17 protein-coding genes and 1 pseudogene are annotated in these 20,533 nt (G+C 70.6%); 10 read left to right on the forward strand and 8 right to left on the reverse strand.

Annotation, left to right across the window (positions count from 1 at the left end; genetic code table 11):
• A partial coding sequence (locus AC6EUL_RS20920; protein ID WP_499872447.1) for an MGH1-like glycoside hydrolase domain-containing protein occupies positions 1 to 2,511 on the forward strand: 2,511 nt, incomplete at its 5' end.
• Between the two features lie 33 nt (positions 2,512 to 2,544).
• Here AC6EUL_RS20920 and AC6EUL_RS20925 read toward each other — a convergent pair.
• Complete coding sequence (locus AC6EUL_RS20925) at positions 2,545 to 2,814, reverse strand: hypothetical protein (protein WP_056273604.1); 270 nt, start codon at positions 2,812 to 2,814, stop codon at positions 2,545 to 2,547.
• 249 nt (positions 2,815 to 3,063) lie between these two features.
• A complete protein-coding gene (locus AC6EUL_RS20930) occupies positions 3,064 to 4,449 on the reverse strand; it encodes an FAD/NAD(P)-binding protein (protein ID WP_499872449.1) in 1,386 nt (461 codons plus the stop codon).
• 313 nt (positions 4,450 to 4,762) lie between these two features.
• Between AC6EUL_RS20930 and AC6EUL_RS20935 the strand changes: the two genes are divergently transcribed.
• The 4 genes from AC6EUL_RS20935 to AC6EUL_RS20950 are packed head-to-tail and all read left to right on the forward strand — an operon-like array spanning position 4,763 to position 8,347.
• Positions 4,763 to 5,866 (forward strand): LLM class flavin-dependent oxidoreductase, encoded by a 1,104-nt coding sequence (locus AC6EUL_RS20935; protein WP_499872451.1) that lies wholly within the window; start codon positions 4,763 to 4,765, stop codon positions 5,864 to 5,866.
• Complete coding sequence (locus tag AC6EUL_RS20940; RefSeq protein WP_499872453.1) at positions 5,866 to 6,807, forward strand: ABC transporter substrate-binding protein; 942 nt, start codon at positions 5,866 to 5,868, stop codon at positions 6,805 to 6,807. The genes AC6EUL_RS20935 and AC6EUL_RS20940 overlap by 1 nt, the downstream gene beginning before the upstream one ends.
• 29 nt (positions 6,808 to 6,836) lie before the next feature.
• Positions 6,837 to 7,364: a cupin domain-containing protein gene (locus tag AC6EUL_RS20945; RefSeq protein WP_499872455.1), complete on the forward strand. Its 528-nt coding sequence runs from the start codon at positions 6,837 to 6,839 to the stop codon at positions 7,362 to 7,364.
• Between the two features lie 14 nt (positions 7,365 to 7,378).
• A complete protein-coding gene (locus AC6EUL_RS20950) occupies positions 7,379 to 8,347 on the forward strand; it encodes an aliphatic sulfonate ABC transporter substrate-binding protein (RefSeq protein WP_499872457.1) in 969 nt (322 codons plus the stop codon).
• A 48-nt stretch (positions 8,348 to 8,395) separates the two neighbouring features.
• Here the strand turns inward: AC6EUL_RS20950 and AC6EUL_RS20955 are convergent.
• Positions 8,396 to 9,142: pseudogene (locus tag AC6EUL_RS20955) on the reverse strand (glucose 1-dehydrogenase).
• A gap of 107 nt (positions 9,143 to 9,249) precedes the next feature.
• Here AC6EUL_RS20955 and AC6EUL_RS20960 point away from each other — a divergent pair.
• Positions 9,250 to 9,615, forward strand: a complete 366-nt coding sequence (locus tag AC6EUL_RS20960; RefSeq protein WP_499872459.1) for an ArsR/SmtB family transcription factor — start codon at positions 9,250 to 9,252, stop codon at positions 9,613 to 9,615.
• 203 nt (positions 9,616 to 9,818) lie between these two features.
• On the opposite strand, the gene dsdA is transcribed toward AC6EUL_RS20960, so the two are convergent.
• Complete coding sequence (gene dsdA, locus AC6EUL_RS20965; RefSeq protein WP_499872461.1) at positions 9,819 to 11,081, reverse strand: D-serine ammonia-lyase; 1,263 nt, start codon at positions 11,079 to 11,081, stop codon at positions 9,819 to 9,821.
• A gap of 240 nt (positions 11,082 to 11,321) precedes the next feature.
• The gene (locus AC6EUL_RS20970; protein ID WP_499872462.1) at positions 11,322 to 11,786 is read right to left on the reverse strand and encodes an Lrp/AsnC family transcriptional regulator; all 465 of its coding nucleotides are present in this window, start codon (positions 11,784 to 11,786) and stop codon (positions 11,322 to 11,324) included.
• A 154-nt stretch (positions 11,787 to 11,940) separates the two neighbouring features.
• Here AC6EUL_RS20970 and AC6EUL_RS20975 point away from each other — a divergent pair, with 154 nt between their 5' ends.
• Complete coding sequence (locus AC6EUL_RS20975) at positions 11,941 to 12,951, forward strand: 1-aminocyclopropane-1-carboxylate deaminase (protein WP_499872464.1); 1,011 nt, start codon at positions 11,941 to 11,943, stop codon at positions 12,949 to 12,951.
• A 134-nt stretch (positions 12,952 to 13,085) separates the two neighbouring features.
• A complete protein-coding gene (locus tag AC6EUL_RS20980) occupies positions 13,086 to 14,510 on the forward strand; it encodes an FAD-binding oxidoreductase (protein WP_499872465.1) in 1,425 nt (474 codons plus the stop codon).
• A gap of 7 nt (positions 14,511 to 14,517) precedes the next feature.
• Here AC6EUL_RS20980 and AC6EUL_RS20985 read toward each other — a convergent pair whose 3' ends face one another.
• The 3 genes from AC6EUL_RS20985 to AC6EUL_RS20995 are packed head-to-tail and all read right to left on the reverse strand — an operon-like array spanning position 14,518 to position 18,087.
• Positions 14,518 to 15,567, reverse strand: a complete 1,050-nt coding sequence (locus AC6EUL_RS20985) for a sensor histidine kinase (protein ID WP_056380909.1) — start codon at positions 15,565 to 15,567, stop codon at positions 14,518 to 14,520.
• Positions 15,568 to 15,580: 13 nt separating this feature from the next.
• Positions 15,581 to 15,994, reverse strand: coding sequence for a response regulator (locus tag AC6EUL_RS20990; RefSeq protein ID WP_056212883.1), 414 nt, complete (start codon positions 15,992 to 15,994; stop codon positions 15,581 to 15,583).
• A gap of 35 nt (positions 15,995 to 16,029) precedes the next feature.
• Positions 16,030 to 18,087, reverse strand: a complete 2,058-nt coding sequence (locus tag AC6EUL_RS20995) for an MHYT domain-containing protein (protein WP_499872470.1) — start codon at positions 18,085 to 18,087, stop codon at positions 16,030 to 16,032.
• 3 nt (positions 18,088 to 18,090) lie between these two features.
• Here AC6EUL_RS20995 and AC6EUL_RS21000 point away from each other — a divergent pair, with 3 nt between their 5' ends.
• Together AC6EUL_RS21000 and AC6EUL_RS21005 are read left to right on the forward strand one after the other, a co-directional pair.
• Positions 18,091 to 19,713 carry an ABC-F family ATP-binding cassette domain-containing protein gene (locus AC6EUL_RS21000; protein WP_499872472.1) on the forward strand — a complete coding sequence of 541 codons (1,623 nt, stop codon included), beginning with the start codon at positions 18,091 to 18,093 and terminating at the stop codon, positions 19,711 to 19,713.
• Between the two features lie 276 nt (positions 19,714 to 19,989).
• Entirely contained in the window at positions 19,990 to 20,322 is a 333-nt protein-coding gene (locus AC6EUL_RS21005; protein WP_499872474.1) for a hypothetical protein, read from the forward strand.
• The last annotated feature ends 211 nt before the right edge of the window (positions 20,323 to 20,533 follow it).

Raw genomic sequence — 20,533 nt, forward strand, 5'->3', positions numbered from 1 at the left:
CGCTCGCTGCCGCACGACGAGGCGCGCTCGCGGGCCTATCGCTGGGGTGAGGACGGGCTCGCCGGCCTCTGCGACGAGCGCGGGCAGATGTGCCTCGCCCTCGCCCTCTGGAACGGGCGCGACCACATCCTGAAGGAGCGCCTGTTCGGCCTCGCCAACGAGGAGGGCAACCACGGCGAAGACGTCAAGGAGGTCTACCACTACCTCGATGCGGTCCCGAGCCATGCCTACCTGAAGTTCCTCTACCGCTACCCGCAGGGGGCCTACCCCTACGACGACCTCGTGCGCGAGGGGCTGCAGCGCGGCCGCGACCAGCCGGAATACGAGATCGAGGACACCGGGCTGTTCGCCGAGAACCGCTTCTTCGACGTCACGGTGGAATACGCCAAGGAGGACGTCGAGGACATCCACGTGGTGATCACGGCGGTGAACCGCGGCCCCGAGACGGCGGACCTGCACATCATCCCGCAGATCTGGTTCCGCAACACCTGGTCCTGGTGCGAGGCGGCGGCGCACCGGCGCCCGGCCCTCACCCTGCGCCCCGACGGCGGCATCGCCTGCGAGCACCCCCGCCTCGGGCTCTACCGCCTCAGTTTCGACGGCTATCCCGACCCGCTGTTCTGCGAGAACGACACCAACCTGCGCCTGCACGGCTGGGAACCCGACGCTCCGGGCCCGTTCAAGGACGGCCTGCACGCGGCGATCGTGGACGGCGACGACGGGGCCGTGCGGCGCGATGCCGGCACCAAGCTCGGACTGCACTACTTCCGCCAGTTGGAACCGGGCGAGACCACCCGGGTGACCTTACGTCTCGCGGCCGGCCCGCGCCTGCGCCCCGTCGACCGCGAGGGCACCATCGTCCATCGCCGGATCGCGGAGGCGGATGCCTTCTACGAGGCGCTGCAGGACGGCATCGGGGATGCCGATTCCCGCGCCATCTACCGGCAGGCCGCCGCCGGCCTGATCTGGTCGAAGCAGCTCTATGCCTACGACGTCCGGCTCTGGCTCAAGGGCGACCCCCTCCAGCCGGTGCCGCCCAAGGAGCGCGACGGCGGCCGCAACGCGCATTGGCGCCACTTCGCCGGAGCGGACGTGCTCTCGATGCCGGACAAGTGGGAATATCCCTGGTTCGCCGCCTGGGACCTCGCCTTCCACTGCCTGCCGTTGGCGCTGCTCGATCCGGACTTCGCGAAGAAGCAGCTCCTGCTCCTCACCCGCGAATGGTACATGCACCCGAACGGCCAGCTGCCGGCCTACGAGTGGGAGTTCGGCGACGCCAACCCGCCGGTCCATGCCTGGGCCACCTACCGGGTCTTCGAGATCGACCGGGACCGGCGCGGCGGGCGCGGCGACCTCGCCTTCCTGGAGGGCGTGTTCCACAAGCTCCTCATCAATTTCACCTGGTGGGTGAACCGCAAGGACGCGGACGGCCGCAACGTCTTCCAGGGCGGCTTCCTAGGCCTCGACAATGTCGGGGTGTTCGACCGCTCGCGCCCGCCGCCGGGCTTCGGCCGCATCCACCAGGCCGACGGCACCGCCTGGATGGCGATGTACGCCCTCAACATGATGCGCATCGCTCTCGAGCTGGCGCTCCACAACGACGTCTACGAGAGCACCGCCTCGAAGTTCTTCGAGCACTTCCTCCTCATCGCCGAGGCGATGACCGACATGGGCGGCGAGGGCTTCGGCCTCTGGGACGAGGAGGACGCGTTCTACTACGACGAGGTCGACATCCCCGGCGGCGGCATGCTGCCCCTGCGGGTCCGCTCGGTGGTCGGCCTGGTGCCGCTCTTTGCCGTCGAGGTGATCGAGCCCTGGGTGCTGCAGCGCCTGCCCGATTTCGCGCGGCGCCTGAACTGGCTCCTGGAGCACCGCCCGCACCTCGCCTGCCTCGTCTCCCGCTGGGACGAGGGCGGCGTGCAGGACCGCAAGCTGCTGTCGCTCCTGCGCGGCCACCGGATGAAGGCGCTCCTGCGCCGGATGCTCGACGAGGCGGAGTTCCTCTCGGCCCACGGCATCCGCTCCCTGTCGAAGGCCCACCGCGACCAGCCCTACGCGCTGAACGAATTCGGCGCCTCCTTCACGGTGCGCTACGACCCGGCGGATTCCACCTCGAACATGTTCGGCGGCAACTCGAACTGGCGCGGGCCGGTCTGGATGCCGATGAACTACCTCATCATCGAAGCCCTGCGCCGCTTCCACACCTATTACGGCGACGACTTCCTGGTGGAGTACCCCACCGGCTCCGGCGACCACCGGACCCTGGCCGCCATCGCGGACGCGCTGGAGGACCGGCTGATCGCCCTGTTCACCAAGGATGCGGAGGGCTGCCGCCCGGCCTTCGGCGACCGGCCGCCGATCCCCCCCGCCCCCGGCGCCGAGGAGGCCCTGCTGTTCCACGAGTTCTTCGACGGCGACACCGGCCGCGGCCTCGGCGCCTCGCACCAGACGGGCTGGACCGCGCTGATCCTCAACCTGCTGCACACCCGCGCCCGGCGGCCGGCGGGATAGGAAGCTGGGGAGCGCCGTGGTGGGACCGACCCCTCAGGCGATGGGCTGGCTCAGATAGGCCACCATCATTTCGGCGACGGCGCGGTCGGCATAGTCCGACACGCTCTCGCGCCAAGCGACCGGGAAGGCCTCGACCACGCTGCGGCCGGCCAGGACTTCCGCGAGTTCCTGCGGCAGGAGCCCGTTCTCGATCGCCGCGGCGGCCGCCGCCCGGCCGTAGCTTCGCCGGACGTTGTGCGGTCCGGCCAGGATCGCGGGGTTCGCGGCCCCGGTCGGCTCAAAGGCTGTGGTGTGAAAGCTCATGGTCGTCATCCCCGCCGAACTGTTGCCCTGTCTGCGTCGCGTTGCGTCCTACGCAGCGGCGACAGGGGGCGGGGCGGACGGCGAGGCGGCGGTGATGCTGGGACGGCTGGCTCATGGCGTCGGCTCCGATCGTCGGCGTACCCGTGCCGCCGATGCAGGAGACGATAGCCGGAACGCCCGGGAATGTGCTCCCAAAGATCCGGCGCGGCGGAGAGGGGCGTCGCACCGAAGACCGTTTCGGCGAAAGGCTCAGGCGGCCAGGCGGTCGCCGAGCTGGTCCGCCACCGCCCGGGCCAGGGGGCGGGCCGCGTCGCGGATGTCCGGCACCGCGATGCATTCCCAGACCACGCCGCGCAGCATCGGCCCGAAGGCCCAGATCGGGGCGTCGTGCGGCGCGCCCGCGACCCGGCCCCCGGGGCTCGCCGCGATCCCGAGGCCGAACGGGCCGGGCCGGACGAGGCCGCGCGCCAGCAGGTTGCGGATCAGCGGGTCGTCGGTCTCGGCGAGCCGGCTGAAGCCGGTGGCGTCGAGGATGCCCTGGACCGCGATCCGCTCGCGTCCGTCGGTGCCGCGCGGGCGCAGCGTCACCACCGCCCCGTCCGGCGCCTCGTCGATGGCGAGGATGCGCCCGGCCCGGACCACGAGGCCGCCGCTGCGGATCTCGGCCGCGATCGCCTCCGCCGCCGGGGGCGCCGTGCGGTGGCGATGCACGTCCCAGTAGGGGCGGACATGGCGCAGGATTCGCGCCTGCTCGGCCCGCGGCAGCCCGGCCCAGAGGGCGTCGGTGATCGGGCGCAGGGCGTCGATGACCCCGCGCCAGTCGGCGTCGGCGGCCTGGGCCACCGCGATCTCGCGCCGGATGGCGGCGACGAGTGCGCGGGCGGAGCTGCGGATCTGAGGCGTCAGGTCGGGGGAGCGGCCTGCCGGGACGGCGGCGTGGGGCTTCGGCAGCAGCCCCCGGCGGGACACGGCGACGATGCGGCCGGCGAACCCTTCGCGGCGCAGGGCCGCCACCGAATCCATCATGGTCAGGCCCGTGCCGATCACCAGCACGTCGCGCGCCGGGTCGAGGGTGCCGAACGCCTCCGGGTGCCACGGATCGAGCCGGTGCCGGCCCGGCGCGAGCGCCGGGCCCGGAAGGTTGCCCATCGCCAGGACCAGGCCCGCCACGAGCCGGGGCGGCACGCCCGCGCCGTGCAGCCGGAAGCCCTCCGGCACCGGCTCCACGTCGCGGATCGCCGCGCGCAGGGGGATCAGCCGGTCGCCGGCCCCAGCCGCCACGTGGTCCCAGCGCTCGGCGAGGTAGCGACCGTAGAGCCCGCGCGCCGCGAAGGTGCCGGCCTCGGTCTCGCGAATTCCCTGCCGCTCCGCCGCACCCAGGGGCGTGCATGCCAGCCAGTCCGCGAAGTCCTCGGGCCGCTCCGGGTCGGCGCTCATCTGGCTCGCCCGAAGGTTCAGGAGATGGTCCGGGTTGGGGGTGGCGTAGGCGAGCCCGAGGCCGAAGGGGCGGCTGCCTTCGCAGAGCAGCACGGGGCGGTCCACCGGCAGCGCGCGAAGCAGCTGCTCCGCCGCCATCAGGCCGCTGAAGCCGCCGCCGATGATCGCGATGGGAAGCGGCCGGTGGGTGGAGATCATGGCGATGGGCTCCCGGGTGGTACTCCACCGGGCTCTTACGGACGTTCGTTTTAGAGAACAAGCGCGTATTCCGGCGACGACGCGGTCGGAAGGTATGCGGCTAATTCCGCCGAAACGGAGCCTGCGGGGAGCATAGACGCAGGATATTCCAGGATGCCGATGCGGCGTGGGATGGTCTCCTCCGTTGGTAGGTTCTTTAAAAAGAACGTTCTCGTTGACTCGCGGGGCAGTGAACGGGACGATGCAGGCGGCTCGGCGAGCCCTGGCCGCGCCCGGCCGCCCGTCGCCGACACATACCCTTGAGAGGGACGTCATGAGCTTCCTCGAACCGGACGCCGTCGAGTTCATCGGCTTCGCCGCCCCCCGCGAACAGTCCGAGATCCACGCGCCTACGGGCCCGACCATCGACCGGGACTACCTGCGCCTGCTGGCCCAGGCCCATGAATGGGGCGGGTTCGACCGCATCCTGGTGGCCTTCTACGCCACGGCGCCCGACGCGCTCCTGCTCGCGGCGCAGGTCGCGGCGGTGACCGAGCGCATCGGCCTGATGATCGCCCACCGCACGGGCTTCACCGCGCCCACCGTGGCGGCGCGCCAGTTCGCCACCCTCGACCAGCTCACCGGCGGGCGCGTCGCGCTCCATGCGATCAGCGGCGGCGACGACCGCGAGCTGGCCCGGGACGGCGACCACCTGACCAAGGACCAGCGCTACGCGCGCACCGACGAGTTCCTGGCCATCGCCCGGCAGGTCTGGACCGCCGCGCGCCCCTTCGATTTCGCCGGCGCGCATTACCGGGTGGCGGGCGGCTTCTCCGAGGTGAAGCCGGTCAATCCGCGTGGCATCCCGGTCTATTTCGGCGGCGCCTCGCCGGCCGCCATCGCGGTGGCGGGCCGCCACGCCGACACCTACGCCCTCTGGGGCGAGAGCCTGGATCAGGTCCGCGAGGCGATTCGGACGGTCCGCGCCGCGGCGGCGCCCCACGGGCGGTCCCCACGCTTCAGCCTGTCGTTCCGGCCGATCCTGGCCGACACCGAGGAGGCCGCCTGGGCCCGGGCGGAGGACATCCTGGCCCGGACCCGCGCCACCCGGGCCGCGCAGGGGCTCGGCCCGGCGGCGACCCCGGAGAACGAGGGCTCGCGCCGCCTCCTGGCCGCAGCGGCGCAGGGGAACCGCCTCGACACGCGGCTCTACACCGCCATCGCCCGGGAGACGGGGGCGTCGGGCAATTCCACCGCCCTGGTGGGCACGCCCGAGCAGGTCGCCGAGGCGCTGCTGGCCTATCACGACCTCGGGGTGCGCACCTTCCTGATCCGCGGCTTCGACCCCCTGGAGGACGCCCTCGCGTATGGCCGCACCCTGATCCCGGCGGTCCGCCGGCTGCTGGCCCAACGCGCGACCCAGGCGGAGGCGGCGTGATGCGGCTTCCCCTCGCGGTCCTCGCGCTTCTGGCCCTCGCCGGTCTCGCCCGCGCCGACGAGGCGGTGCTGCGCGTCGGCGACCAGCGCGGCAATGCCCGCGCCCTGATGGAGGCGGCCGGCGTGCTGGCCGACCTGCCCTACCGCCTCGACTGGAGCGAGTTTCCCGCCGCAGCGCCCCTGCTGGAGGCGCTGAATGCCGGGGCGATCGATGCCGGCGGGGTGGGCGACGCGCCCTTCACCTTCGCGGCCGCCGCCGGGGTTCCGGTGAAGGCCTTCCTCGCCTTCCGCAACCGGCAGGACGGCCTCGCCATCCTGGTGGCGAAGGATTCGCCGATCCGGACGGTCGCGGACCTGAAGGGGAAGAGCATCGCCACCAATCGCGGCTCCATCGGCCATCAGGTCGTGCTCGCGGCCCTCGAAGAGGCGGGCCTGCCGGCCAGCGCCGTGACCCTGCGCTTCCTGCCGCCGGCGGACGCCAAGATCGCGCTCGCCAGCGGCAGCGTCGACGCCTGGGCGACCTGGGAGCCGTACACCTCCACCGCCGAGCTCGCCGGCCTCGCCCGGGTGGTCCGGGACGGCAACGGCATCACCCCGGGCCTGAGCTTCGCGGTGGCGAGCGACGCCGCCCTGACGACCAAGCGGGCGCAGCTCGCCGATTTCGGCCGGCGTCTCGTGGCGGCCCGGGACTGGGCCCTGAAGGATCCCGCCCCCTACGCCGCCGTCTGGTCGAAGCTCATCGGCCTGCCCGAGGCGGTGCCCCTGCGCTGGTTCGCCCGGGCGCAGTACCGGGCCGTGCCGATCGACGAGGCCGTCATCGCCGACGAGCAGCGCAACATCGACCTCTACGTCCGCTCCGGGCTGATCTCGCAGGCCCGCGCGCCGAAGGCCGCGGCGATCCTCGATCGCAGCTTCGAACCGGGCGCCGCTGCGGTACGATGAGCCGCGACCCAAAGCGCGAGAGGCGAGCCATGCACGGCGACCACGACCATCCCCACGACCACAGTCACGACGATCACGCGCACGACCACGAGGCCCCGGCCGAGCGCTGGAAGCACGACGGCGTGCGGGTGATCCCGGGCGACAAGCTCGACGCCAACACGGCCCAGACGCCGGGCATGTTCCGGCAGGCGGCGATCAACCAGGCCCGGGTCGGCGCCCAGAAGATCTGGGCCGGCACCGTGGCGATCGCCCCCGACGCCAAGACCGGCGTCCACCACCACGGCGCCCTGGAGAGCGTGATCTACGTGGTCTCGGGCCGCGCCCGGATGCGCTGGGGCGACCGGCTCGAATACGTGGCCGAGGCCGGTCCCGGCGACTTCATCTTCGTGCCGCCCTACGTGCCGCACCAGGAGATCAACGCCGATCCGGACCAGCCCCTGAACTGCGTCCTCGTGCGCTCCGACAACGAGGCCGTGGTGGTCAACATCACCGAGGTCGAGCCCGTCGAGCGGCCCGAGACGGTCCACTGGGTCGACCCCATCCACAAGCATCCCTGACGAGACGAGACCCCATGATCCATCGCCGCCACGCGTTGCGCGCCGCCGCCGCGCTCAGCCTGTTCGCCCTGACCCTCGTCCCCGGCTCCGGCCGGGCCGCCGAGGGGGGCAAGCTCCGCATCGGCTTTCAGAAATCCTCGACGCTGATCGCCCTGCTGAAGGAGGAATCCGCCCTGGAGAAGGCCCTGGCGCCGCTGAACGTCACCGTCACGTGGCACGAGTTCACCAGCGGCCTGCCGATCATGGAGGCGCTCAATGCCGGCCAGATCGACGTGTCGGCGGATGTGGCCGACACCGTGCCGATCTTCGCCCAGGCCGCCCAGGCGCGGATCGCCTACATCGCCCAGGAGGCGGCCTCGCCGACCGCGCAGGCGATCCTGGTCGCGGCCGATTCGCCGATCAGGACGGTGGCCGACCTGAAGGGCCGCAAGGTCGCGGTGACCAAGGGGGCCGGCAGCCACTATCTACTCCTGGCCGCCCTCGCGGCCGAAAAACTGCCCTTCAAGGCGATCAGCCCGGCCTACCTGACGCCGTCGGACGGGCGCGCGGCCTTGGCCAGCGGCAGCGTCGAGGCCTGGGTCGCCTGGGACCCGTTCCTGTCGGCGGCCGAGCAGCAGACCGGCGCCCGCGTCCTGCGCGACGGCACCGGCCTGTCCCAGTACAAGCGCTACTACCTCGCCGGCGCCGACTATGCGACGCAGCGCGCCGACGTCCTCGCGCTCCTGTTCGGCAAGCTGCGCGAGACCGGGGCCTGGGTGAAGGCCAACCCGGACGCCGCCGCCGCCCGGCTCGGCGCCCTGTGGAAGCTCGACCCGGCCATCGTTCGGCAGGCGAATGCCCGGCGCAGCTACCAGGTCGAGCCCGTCACCCGCGCCGCCCTCGCCGAGCAGCAGACCATCGCGGACGCCTTCCGCGCCGAGGGCCTGCTCCCCCGCGCCGTCGACGCCGCTTCCCTGCCGATCTGGGCGCCGCCGGGTCTCTGATCGGGCCGGCCTCGCAACGCCCCGTCGGGGCGCCCGAGGCCGGACCGTTCAGCGGATGCCGCCGCTGGCGGTGATGTTCTCGCCGGTGAGCCAGCGGGCCTCGTCCGAGGCCAGGAAGGCGACGACGTCGGCGATGTCGCCCGGGTGGCCGGGACGGCCCAGCGGCGTCTGGGCAACGAAGCCGGCTTCCATCTCCGAGCCGGTGATGCCGGCCGTGTGCGTGCCCTCGGTGACCACGTAGCCCGGGCTGACCGTGTTGACGCGGATGCGGCGCGGGGCGAGCTCGTTGGCGAGGACGCCCGAGATCGCGTTCACGGCGCCCTTGGTCCCGCTGTAGACCGCGGCGGCCGGGGTGCTCACATGGGTGATGGCCGAGGAGATGTTGACGATGCTCCCGCCCTCCCCGAGGTGCTTGGCCGCCGCCCCGGAGGCGAGCAGGACGCCCAGCACGTTGACGTCGAAGAGCCGGCGGTAATGCGCCTCCGTGACCTCCTCGATCGGGGCGAATTCATAGACGCCGGAATTGTTGACCAGCACGTCGAGCCGGCCGAACTGCGCCACCGCCGCCTCGATCAGGGCCTGCGCCTCCGCGGCCTTCGAGACGTCCGCCCGCACCGCGATCGCCCGCCCGCCCGCGGCGGTGGTGGTCAATTACGCGTCGAGCCAGGCGGGCGCGGAGGCGGTGGTGGCGGGGATCACCGCCGCGCCGTCCCGTGCCAGCGCCGTGGCGATTCCCGCGCCGATGCCCTTCGACGCGCCGGTCACGACGGCTACCTTGCCCTGAAGCTTCGACATCTCAGCATCCTTCGACCCTGGGCCGGCGCCGCCATGGCGCCCTGCGTCCCATAGTTCTGAAGTTCGGAACTTCCGAAGCGGGGTTCAAGCCCCTAGACGTCGAAACCATGAGACCGATGTTTCACCCCGCGCCCGAGGACCTGCAGGCAAGTGCGATCCTGCACGCCCTGGCCGACCCGAACCGGGCCGCGATCTTCGCCAACATCATGCGGGCCGGCTGCGTCGAGGCTTGCGCGTCGCTCGCGACGGTGGGCGATCGGGTGATCCCGAAATCCTCGCTCTCCAACCACTTCAAGGTGCTGCGCGAGGCCGGGCTGATCCGCAGCGAGCGCCATGGCATCGAGATGCGCAACCACGCCCGCTGGGACGAGGTGGAAGCCCGCTTCCCGGGCCTGCTGCGATCGATCCTGAACGCCTATGCGGGCGAAGGGCCACGGGGGGAGCCGCCCCTGCCTGCCTCCGATCCCGACTAGCTGCGGGCGTTCCGATCGCCGACAAATCCGCGCCGTCATTCCGGGGCGCCGAAGGCGAGCCTGGAATCCAGAGCCGCCGACAGTGCAAGTCCTTGCACCACATGTGTTTCTAGATCCCGGGTTCCGCTGCGCGGCCCCGGGATGACGGGGTGCTTCAGGTGGAGGGCACGGGGGGTGATGGAGCTGCCCCTCGGCCGCCCCCCTCACGCCGCCGCGGCCAGCGCCTTCTGGAACTCCGCCTCGGGCAGGAGCGCCCCGCCGGTGGTCCACACCACCTGGGTGGCGTCGCGCCAGTCCGGCCGGGCCGCGAGCGTCGGGCGGACCGCCGCGAAGGCGGCGGCGGCCGAGGGTTCGAGGCGCAGGGCCGCTCGCTGCCAGAGGTCGCGAACCCCGGCGAAGAGCGCGGAATCCGTCACCGTGACGATTCCCGCGATGAGCGGGCCGACGGTGCCGGCGACGAGGAGCGAGGCGCTCGACACCGCGAGGCCGTCGGCGGCGGTGCGGTTGTCGAGGCCGACGTCGTAGACGCTGACCGGCCGGTCGAGCCCGGCGGCGAGCTGAACCAGCATGCAGGGGGCGGCGACGGGCTCGACGAAGACGCAGTGCACCGCGTCGCCGAACAGGAGCTTCAGCCCGAGGGTGACGCCCCCCGGCGCCCCTCCGACCCCGCAGGGCAGGTAGACCACCAGGGGATGCGCGGCATCGACCGGAATGCCGGCCGCCGCCAGCTGGCCCTCCAGGTCGAAGGCCGCCGCGGCATAGCCGAGGAACAGGTCGACCGAGCTCTCGTCGTCGACGAAATGCGCGTCCGCCCGGTCCCCGAAGGCGTCCCGCGCCGCCGCGACCGCGCTGCCGTAATCGCCCGCATGCTCCACCACCCGGGCCCCGATGTCGCGCAGGCGCTGCTTCTTCCAGGCCTTGGCGTCGTGGGACATGTGGACCTCGACCTGGAAGCCGAGCGCGCGGGCCATGACGCCGACGCTGAAGCCGAGATTGCCGGTGCTGCCCACCGCCACGGTGAAGGCCCCGAAGGCTGCGCGGATCTCGGGCTCGGCCAGGCGCGCGTAGGACTCGCCCGCGCGCAGCCAGCCCCGCGCCAGGGCCAGCCGCTCGGCCGTGACCAGCACCTCGTAGACGCCCCCGCGCGCCTTGATGCAGCCCGTCACCGGCAGGTCGTGGTCGGCCTTCACCCAGACGGCCGGTGCCTCGCCGCCGCAGAGAGGGGCGGCGACCTCCGGGGCCAGCGGCAGCAGGGGCGAATCGATCCGCCCGGTCTCCAGCTCGGGGAACAGCGCCTTCAGCAGCGGGTCGCACCGGCGCCAGCGCGCCTCCGCGTCGCGCACCTCGGCGAGGCCGAAGGCGAGTCCGGGCAGGATCTCGCCGGCCGGCCGGACATGCGGGTTGCACCAGACCGTCGGACGCCCCGCGCGCACGGCCTCCGGAATTCCCTGCGGCTGATCGGACATGGGCGTGATCCTTCATCGGTGGCTGGAAGCTCAAGCGCGACGTGGCCCTCCTCCCCCTCGTGGGGCGGAGTTGGAGGTGGGGGTGGTTGGGCGACCCGCGACCGGCGGAGGCCAGCGGAGCCACCCCCACCCCTGACCCCTCCCCACAAGGGGGAGGGTAACCCGTCGGGGTTCTGACAGGACCGCTCTGTTGGAGCGGCAGCCTTCCCGACAAGCTGCACCACCCCGTCGCCACGCGTCTCAGATGTCCAGCGGCGCATTGTCCACCACCTCCTTCATGACGAAGAAGGTCCGGGTCTGGCGGACCCCCGGCAGGGCGATCAGGGTCGCGCTGTGGAGGCGGTTGAAATCCGCCATGTCGGAGACGCGGATCTTCAGGAAGTAGTCGAAATCGCCGGCCACGAGGTGGCAGTCGAGCACCATCGGCATGGCCCGGGCCGCGGCCTCGAAGGCGGCGAAGCTCTCCGGTGTCGAGCGGTCCAGCACCACGCCCACCATCACCAGGGAGCCGCGCCCGACCTTCTCCGGCGCGATCTGCGCCCGCACGCCCCGGACGTAGCCCTCGTCGAACAGGCGCTGGGTGCGCCGGTGGCAGGTCGCCGCGCTGGTGTTCACCCGCTTGGCGATCTCGGCATTGCCCATGCGCCCATCGGCCTGGAGCAGGCGCAGGATCTTCAGGTCCATGCGGTCCAGCCCTGCGTCCATGGAAGATCCTTTCGCCAGGGGCACTATCGACGAAAGCGATATCCGTCGCGACGGGCTGCAAGCCGAACATTGCAAAATCCGAACCCCGATTTCGAGAGCACCTTTCGCGGCCTCTTTGCTAGCGTTTCCGGGCTGACCACGAAGGACCCCGCCCATGCTGTCGAAATTCGAGCGCTATCCCCTCACCTTCGGCCCGACCCCGATCGAGCACCTGCCCCGCCTGACCGCCCATCTCGGCGGCGACGTGCTGATCTACGCCAAGCGCGAGGACTGCAATTCCGGCCTGGCCTTTGGCGGCAACAAGCTGCGCAAGCTCGAATACATCGTGCCCGACGCCATCGCGAGCGGGGCCGACACCCTGGTGACCATCGGCGGCGTCCAGTCCAACCACACCCGCATGGTGGCGGCGGTGGCGGCCAAGATCGGCATGAAGTGCCGGCTGATCCAGGAGGCCTGGGTGCCCCACGAGGACGCCGTCTACGACCGGGTGGGCAACATCATGCTGTCGCGCATCATGGGCGCGGAGACCCAACTCGTGGAGGACGGCTTCGACATCGGCATCCGCGAGAGCTGGACGAAGGCCCTCGAAGACGTGAAGGCGAAGGGCGGCAAGCCCTACGCGATCCCGGCCGGCGCCTCGGTGCACAAGTTCGGCGGCCTCGGCTTCGTCGGCTTCGCCGAGGAGGTCCGGGCCCAGGAGGCCGCGATGGGTCTCCGCTTCGACTTCGTCGTGGTCTGCACCGTCACCGGCTCGACCCATGCCGGCATGGTGGTGGGCTTCGCCGCCGACGGGCGCGCCCGCAACGTCATCGGAATCGACGCCTCCTGCACCCCGGCCCAGACCAAGGCGCAGGTGCTGGAGATCGCCCGCAACACCGTCGAGCTCATCGGCGCCCCGGCCATCACCGCCGACGACATCGTGCTCAACGCGGACTACGCCTACCCGGTCTACGGCGTGCCCTCGAAGGAGACGGTCGCGGCCATCCGCCTCTCGGCGCGCCTGGAAGGCATGATCACCGACCCCGTCTACGAGGGGAAGTCGATGCAGGGCATGATCGACCTCGTGCAGAAGGGCTTCTTCCCCAAGGGTTCGAAGGTGCTCTACGCCCATCTGGGCGGCGCCCCGGCGCTCAACGGCTACAGCTATACCTTCCGGAACGGCTGAGTTGCCCGGTTCGTCATGGGGCTGACACCTCCGCCCCCGTTGAAAGCCGGGTGCTTCCTTTCGGGGCGGCCGCACGACATGGTCCGTCCCCGACGATCGAACCCGCGCGACCTCAGCCAGGAAAAGTCTCCCCCATGCCGGAATCCCTGCCGGACCGCGACGCCCTCGCCCCCTTCGAGGCCCTGCTGGGCTCCGGCGGGGTCCTCACCGACCCCGCCCTGACCGGGCGCTACACCCGCGACCAGCGCGACCTGATGCAGGGCGAGACCCCCGCCGTGCTGCGCCCGCGCAGCGTGGAGGAGGTCCAGGCGCTCGTCGGGCTCGCCCGGGCCCAGGGCTTCGGCCTCGTGCCCCAGGGCGGCAACACCGGCTATGTCGGCGGAGCGACGCCGGAGCCGGGCCGGCGCCAGCTCGTGGTCAGCCTGGAGCGGATGACCCGCATCCGCGCCGTCGACCCCCTGAACTTCACCCTTTCGTGCGACGCCGGCACCATCCTGGCGGACGCCCAGAAAGCCGCCGAGGCCGACGGGCTGTTCCTGCCGCTGAGCCTCGGCTCCGAAGGCAGCTGCCGCCTCGGCGGCAACCTCGGCACCAATGCGGGGGGTCTCCAGGTCCTGCGCTACGGCATGGCCCGCGACCTCGTCCTCGGCCTGGAGGTGGTGCTGCCGGACGGGACGCTGTTCTCCGACATGCGGACCCTGCGCAAGAACAACATCGGCTACGACCTGAAGCAGCTCTTCATCGGTGCCGAGGGGACGCTGGGCATCATCACCGGCGTGGTCCTGAAGCTCTGGCCGGCCCAGGGCCAGCGAGCCACCGCCTGGCTCGAACTCGCCGCGGGGGCGCCGATCCCCGAGATGGCCGCCCTGGTGCGCCGGGAAACCTCCGACCTCGCCTCGACCTTCGAGCTGATCTCCGCCTCCTCCCTCGGCCTCGTTACGGAGATGCGCGGCGCCGAGACCGGCTTGAAGGCCGGACCCGGGGGGGCGGTGCTCCTCGAGCTCACCGCTTCCTCGGAGCGCATCCCCCTCGACGACGTGCTGATGGGATGCCTGGAGGCCCTGATGGAACGGGGCTGGGTGGTCGACGCGGTGCTGGCCCAGTCCGAGACCCAGCGCCGGGCCTTCTGGGCGGTGCGCGAGACGATTCCCGAGGGGGAGAAGCATGCCGGCGGATCGGTCAAGCACGATATCGCCGTGCCGATCTCCCGCCTGACCGATTTTCTCGCCCGCGGGGCCGCCCTGCTCGCCGAGCGCCTGCCGGACGTCCGGCTCTCGGTCTACGGCCATGTCGGCGACGGCAACCTGCACTACAACCTCGTCGTGCCGGCGGGCCGCGACCGGGTCGCGTTCACGCGCGAGATCGAGGCGGGTTTTGCCCACGACCTCTACACGATCGCGCTGGAATACGGCGGCGGATACAGCGCGGAATATGGCATCGGTCGCTTCAAGCGCGACCTGCTGGAACGCTACTCGGATCCCGCCCGCCTGCGCCTGATCGCAGCGGTCAAGCACGGCCTCGACCCGGACGGAATCATGAACGCGGGCGCGCTGGTCTAGGGACGCCTCAGTGCTGGAAGGAGAGCGTCGCCCGGGTGCCGATCGGACCGCCGCCATAGACCAGGGCCGAGCGCAGGTTCGTCGCCATCGCCCGGATGATCCGGGAGCCGAGGCCGGTGCCCCGCGGCTGGCCCTCGCCGGTCCAGCCGATGCCGTCATCCTCCACGGTCAGGGTCAGGCCATCGCTGCCCTGCCGAGCGATGGAGACCCGGATTTCCCCTGACGCCTCAGGGGGATAGGCGTATTTGTAGGCGTTGGTCACGAGCTCGGTGACCACGACGCCGACCGAGACGGCCTTGTCGGTGGCGAGCCGCACCGGCGCCGCGTCGAGGCGGATGGCGTGGTCGCGCCCGGCCGCCTTCATGGCTGCCTGGAGCTCCTCCACGAGGCTCGCCAGGTAGGCGTCGAGGTCCACCGCCTCCACGTCGTCGGAGGTGTAGAGCCGGCGGTGGATGCCCGCGATCGCCGAGATCCGGGCCTGCATCTCCTGGAGCGCGGCCTTCGCCGCCGGGTCCGTCACCGCGTTGGTCTGCATGTGGGTCAGGGCCGCCACCAGCGCCAGCGAGTTGGCGACGCGGTGGTTCACCTCCCGCAGCATGATCTCGGCCCGGTCGCGCGCCTCCCGCACCGCCTGCTCGGCCCGCTCCTTGTCCCGCCGCAGAGCCTCCTGCCGCAGAGCGGTATCGATGGCCTCGCCGAGGAGCTCGCGGAACTGGCCCTGCAGGTCCTTCCAGACGTAGTCGACGGCCCCCGCCTTCAGGGCCGCCACCGCGACGCGGCTGTCCTCCGAGCCGGTGACGTAGACCACCGGCGGCGCCTCCGGCAGGGCGCGGATGGCCGGCAGGATGTCGAGGCCGGTCTGCCCAGGCATGTGATGATCGAGGGCGACGACGTCGATGTCGCCCTGCCCGAGACGCGCCAGTCCGGCATCGCCGTCGAGGGCAAGCTCCACGGCGTAGCCCCGCGCCGCGAGGGCGCGCTGCACGAGCCGCCCCAGGCCGGGGTCGTCGTCGATGTAGAGGACGCGACCGCGGCCTGGAGGCGCGGACTCGGTCATGTGCGGTCCGATGTCATGGGTTTTCCGGCACCTGCATCACGGAGAAGAACAGCCCGAGCTGCCGGATGGCGTTGGCGAAGCCCTCGTAGTTGACGGGCTTGGTGATGTAGACGTTCGCGCCGAGGTCGTAGCAGCGCTGGATCTCGCGCTGGTCGTCCGTCGTGGTGAGGACGACGACGGGCGAGCGCTTGGTGTGGGTGTTCGCCTTCACCTTCTCGAGGATGTCGATGCCGGTCATGTCCGGCAGGTTCAGGTCGAGAAGGATCAGCAGGTGGCGCTTGGCGCTCGCCTCGCCGGTGCCGTCGGCGCCGAGGAGATATTCGAGCGCCGACGTCCCGTCCCGGAAGGGCAGGATGGTGTTGTTCACGCCGGCGCGGCGGATGTTGCGCTCGATCAGGCGCGCATGGCCCTCATCGTCCTCGATCATGACGATTTCGACGGCGTTCACGCTTCGCTCCGCACCTATTCGGCGGCGAGCCGCATCGGCGGCCCGTCCTGTCCCTGACCTGTAGCGGTCTCGCGCGGCAGCGTCACGCTGAAGGTTGTGCCCACCCCCAGTTCCGACGCGACCTCGATCCGGCCGCCGAGGGACCGGACCAACGCCTTGACGTGGGCAAGCCCGATGCCCTCTCCCGGCCGATCCTGCGCTCCGGAGCGTCGGAACAGTTCGAACACCCGTGCATGGTCCCGCTCGGCGATGCCCCGGCCATTGTCTGCGACGCTGTAGCGGACGCGGCCGCCCCCCAGCACTTGTGCCTTGATCTCGATCCGCCCCGGCCGTGCCGGGTCGAGATACTTGACCGCGTTGTCGATGAGATTGCCGAAGATCTGCTCGATCGCCAGCCGGTCGGCGACGAGACGCGGTAGGTCCGGCGCGATGACGACGCGGGCGCCCACCTGCTCGGTCTGGTGGTGCTGTGCGTCGGCGAGGCGGCACAGCAGGCTCGTCATGTCGAGGCGTTCCGGCGTGAAGCTGCGCCGCCCTTCCCGCGACAGCTTCAGGATGGCGGCGATCAGGCGCTCCATGCGCGTCACCGCGGCCTTGATGAAGCCGAGAGCCTCGCCGAGATCCGCGTCGATCCGCTCTGCCTGCGGATGCCCCTGCAGGGCGGCGCGCACGTCCTCGCGGGTCGTTTCCAACTCGCTCGTGAACCCCATGACATTCACGAGGGGCGCGCGCAGGTCGTGGCTCACGATGTAGGCGTAGCGCTGGATCTCCTCGTTGGACTCGCGCAGTTCGGCTTCGGCTTGGCGCTGCTCGGTGATGTCGGTGTGGACGCCCACCCATTCCCGGATCGACCCGTCATCGTGAAAGACCGGCACGGCGCGGATGGCGTAGTGGCGCCAGGCGCCATCGGCGGAGCGCACCCGGTGCTCGTGAACGAAGGTCCGCCGCGCCCGCACGGTCTCGTTCCACGCTTCGATGCTGGTCTGCTGATCGTCGGGGTGGACGGCCTTGGCCCAGCCGTAGCCTTCGTACTCGGCCCGGCTCTGCCCCGTGATGGCGCTCCAGCCCGGCTGCTCGCCGAGCATCCGGCCCTCTGCATCGTTGGTCCAGAGCACGCCACGCACGGCCTGTACGGCCGCGCGGAAGCGCCCCTCGCTAGCCTGGAGGTCGCTCTGGACCCGCTGCTGGTCGAAGGAGGAAGCGAGCATCGCCAGGAATAGGATCAGGAAGGTCGCACCGGCCACCGCCAGCGCCAGGTTCTGCTGTACGGCGCCGAGACCGGTCGGATGCGCACCGGCGCCTTCGGGCGAGAAGATCGCCGCGGCCATGCCGGTGTAGTGCATGCCCGCAACCGCGAGGCCCATCACGGTGGCGGCGATGAGCGTCTGCCATACGCTGTTCTGGCGCAGGGTGAGCCAGAGGGCCGCCGTCGCTGCCGTGACCGCGATGACGACCGACAGCGCCACCAGCGGCCAGGCATAGGTGAGATGGCCCGGCATCTGCATCGCTGCCATGCCGGTGTAGTGCATCGCGGCCACCCCCAGGCCCATGACAGGGCCGGCGACGAACAGGTCGCGTCGCGTCGCGCCCGGCCGGCTGATCCACGCGAAGGCGGCACCGGTGCAGGCGATGGCCAGCGCGAGGGACAGGGCCGTGGTGCCGAGGTCGTAGGCGACCGGCATTCCCATCTCGAAGGCCAGCATGCCGACGAAGTGCATCGACCAGATCCCGCCGCCCATCGCGCAGGCGGCGGCAGCGATCCAGGCCCAGCGGCGCCTGCCCGCCGAGCCCCGGCCGCGGCCACCGAGATCCAGCGCGGTGTAGGAGGCGAAGATCGCGATCGTGACGGACAGGGCGACGAGCGCCGGATTGTAGCCGGTGTGGACCATCGGGGGCGCGGAGAGACCGTTTTGACCGTGAAAGCGCCAGCCTAGCGGGTCTTCGCATCGAGGACCATCGGCGCCGAACGCGGAGGACGCGCCGGTCCGGTGCCGGGCTGCACTACCCCTCGGGGCACACATGCCGTAAGGCCGCAGCACCCGCCCGAACCCCCGTGAGCCCGTGATCCGCATCCCATGATCCGCCTCGAAAAAATCGGCAAGCAGAACGGCCGCCAAATCGTATTCATCGAGGCCTCCGCCGCCCTCCAGCGGGGCGAGAAGGTCGGTCTGGTCGGCCCCAACGGTGCCGGCAAGACCACTCTGTTCCGGATGATTACCGGCGAGGAGCAGCCCGACGAGGGCCAGGTCGCCGCGGATCGCGGCATCACCATCGGGTATTTCAGCCAGGACGTCGGCGAGATGTCCGGCCGTACCGTCGTCTCCGAGGTGATGAACGGCGCCGGCCCTGTCAGCGAGATCGGCGCCGAGCTGAAGGAGGTCGAGCAGGCCCTGGCCGACCCCGACCGGGCCGACGAGATGGAGGCGCTGATCGAGCGCTACGGCGAGGTCCAGGCCCGCTTCGAGGAGCTCGACGGCTATGCCCTGGAGGGGCGTGCCTACGAGGTGCTGGCGGGCTTGAGCTTTTCCCAGGAGATGATGGACGGCGACGTCGGCAAGCTCTCGGGCGGCTGGAAGATGCGCGTGGCGCTCGCACGCATCCTCCTGATGAACCCCGACGTCATGCTCCTCGACGAGCCGAGCAACCATCTCGACCTGGAGAGCCTGATCTGGCTCGAAGACTTTCTCAAGGGCTATGAGGGCGCCCTGTTGATGACTTCGCACGACCGCGAGTTCATGAATCGCATCGTCACGAAGATCGTCGAGATCGACGGCGGACAGCTCACCACCTACTCGGGCGACTACGCCTTCTACGAGCAGCAGCGGACGCTCAACGAGACGCAGCAACAGGCCCAATTCGAGCGCCAGCAGGCGATGCTCGCCAAGGAGATCAAGTTCATCGAGCGTTTCAAGGCGCGGGCCTCCCACGCTGCCCAGGTGCAGAGCCGGGTGAAGAAGCTCGACAAGATCGAGCGGGTGGAGCCGCCCAAGCGCCGGCAGAGCGTCGCCTTCGAATTTCTGCCCGCCCCCCGCTCCGGCGACGACGTCGTGATGCTCAAGAACGTGCACAAGCGCTACGGCAGCCGCACCATCTACGAGGGTCTCGACTTCTCGATCCGGCGGCGCGAGCGCTGGTGCGTGATGGGCATCAACGGGGCCGGCAAGTCGACGCTCCTCAAGCTCGTGACCGGAACCGCCAAGCCCGACGACGGCAACGTCGCGGTCGGTGGCAGCGTCAAGCTCGGCTACTTCGCGCAACACGCCATGGACGTGCTCGACGGCGACCGCACGGTGTTCGGGTTCCTGGAGGATTCCTTCCCGCAGGCGGGCCAGGGCTCTCTCCGGGCGCTGGCCGGCTGCTTCGGCTTCTCGGGAGACGACGTGGAGAAGCGCTGCCGCGTGCTCTCAGGTGGCGAGAAGGCCCGCCTCGTGATGGCGCGAATGCTCTACGACCCGCCGAACTTCCTCGTCCTCGACGAGCCCACCAACCACCTCGACATGGGCACCAAGGAGATGCTGATCGCCGCACTTGCGAACTACGAGGGGACGATGCTGTTCGTGAGCCACGACCGCCACTTCCTCGCCGCCCTGTCGAACCGCGTCCTCGAACTCACGCCGGACGGAATCCATCAGTATGGCGGCGGCTACACCGAGTACGTCGCACGCACGGGCCAGGAGGCGCCGGGACTGCGAAGCTGATGGTCGAGGCGATGGGGCGGCCGGCATTCTGGCTGATCCGATGCTGGCTCGCAGCGGACAGGTCGACCGCGGCTCGCATCACGAGCCTGCAGGCAGTTCGTGGAGGAGGAACTGTCGTACGGACAGCCCCTTGAGGCTGCCATCGGACACAGGACGACCGTTGGAAGCGAGGCGCTCTCCATCCCTGAACTTGAAATGAACAAGAAGTCAGATTAACTGAATATGAACGATCAGCCTTCCACACTCGGCTGCCACTCACCAACCAGGAGTACGGATATGTCCAGCGGACTGTTCCAGAACCTGCCGGGCGCTCACGAAATGGGAGGGCTGCAGGCTCTTCCGAGTGAGCCGTGGCTCCTCCCGATCTCGGACCGGATGGTCTCCGCATCGACGGATGCCGATCGGCTGGAAGCGTCTGTGCGGCTGTCCGTTCGTCCCTTCCAGCGGGTTGCGAATGCTCTGATGGTGGCTCTCCTGCTCCTGCTGTCGGTGCAGATCGGTGCGGACTTAATGAATGCTCAGGCCCCGCATCCGACGACGGGCCAGATCGCGGATGCGACCCCGCCGGAGATGCCGGTAACGAAGGCTACGCTGACCATCAACAACTGAGCGTCCCCTGCTCCAGTCTTCTGACCGACCCGCGTCACATCGGGTCGTAGCGCTGCGAGATCCGTTGTCGCGGGGGCGAAACGCTCTCCGCCATCGGAGCGACTTTTGCCGTTGCGCCGAAGTTACGTGCCGGCTGCGTTGTCGCGTGAATGTCGAGACGAGCAGAGTCCTTCCGGCCGGTCTCTTGAATGTTCCCCTCTGATCACTTGCG

The organism is Methylobacterium sp. 001424705 (genome assembly GCF_059816145.1).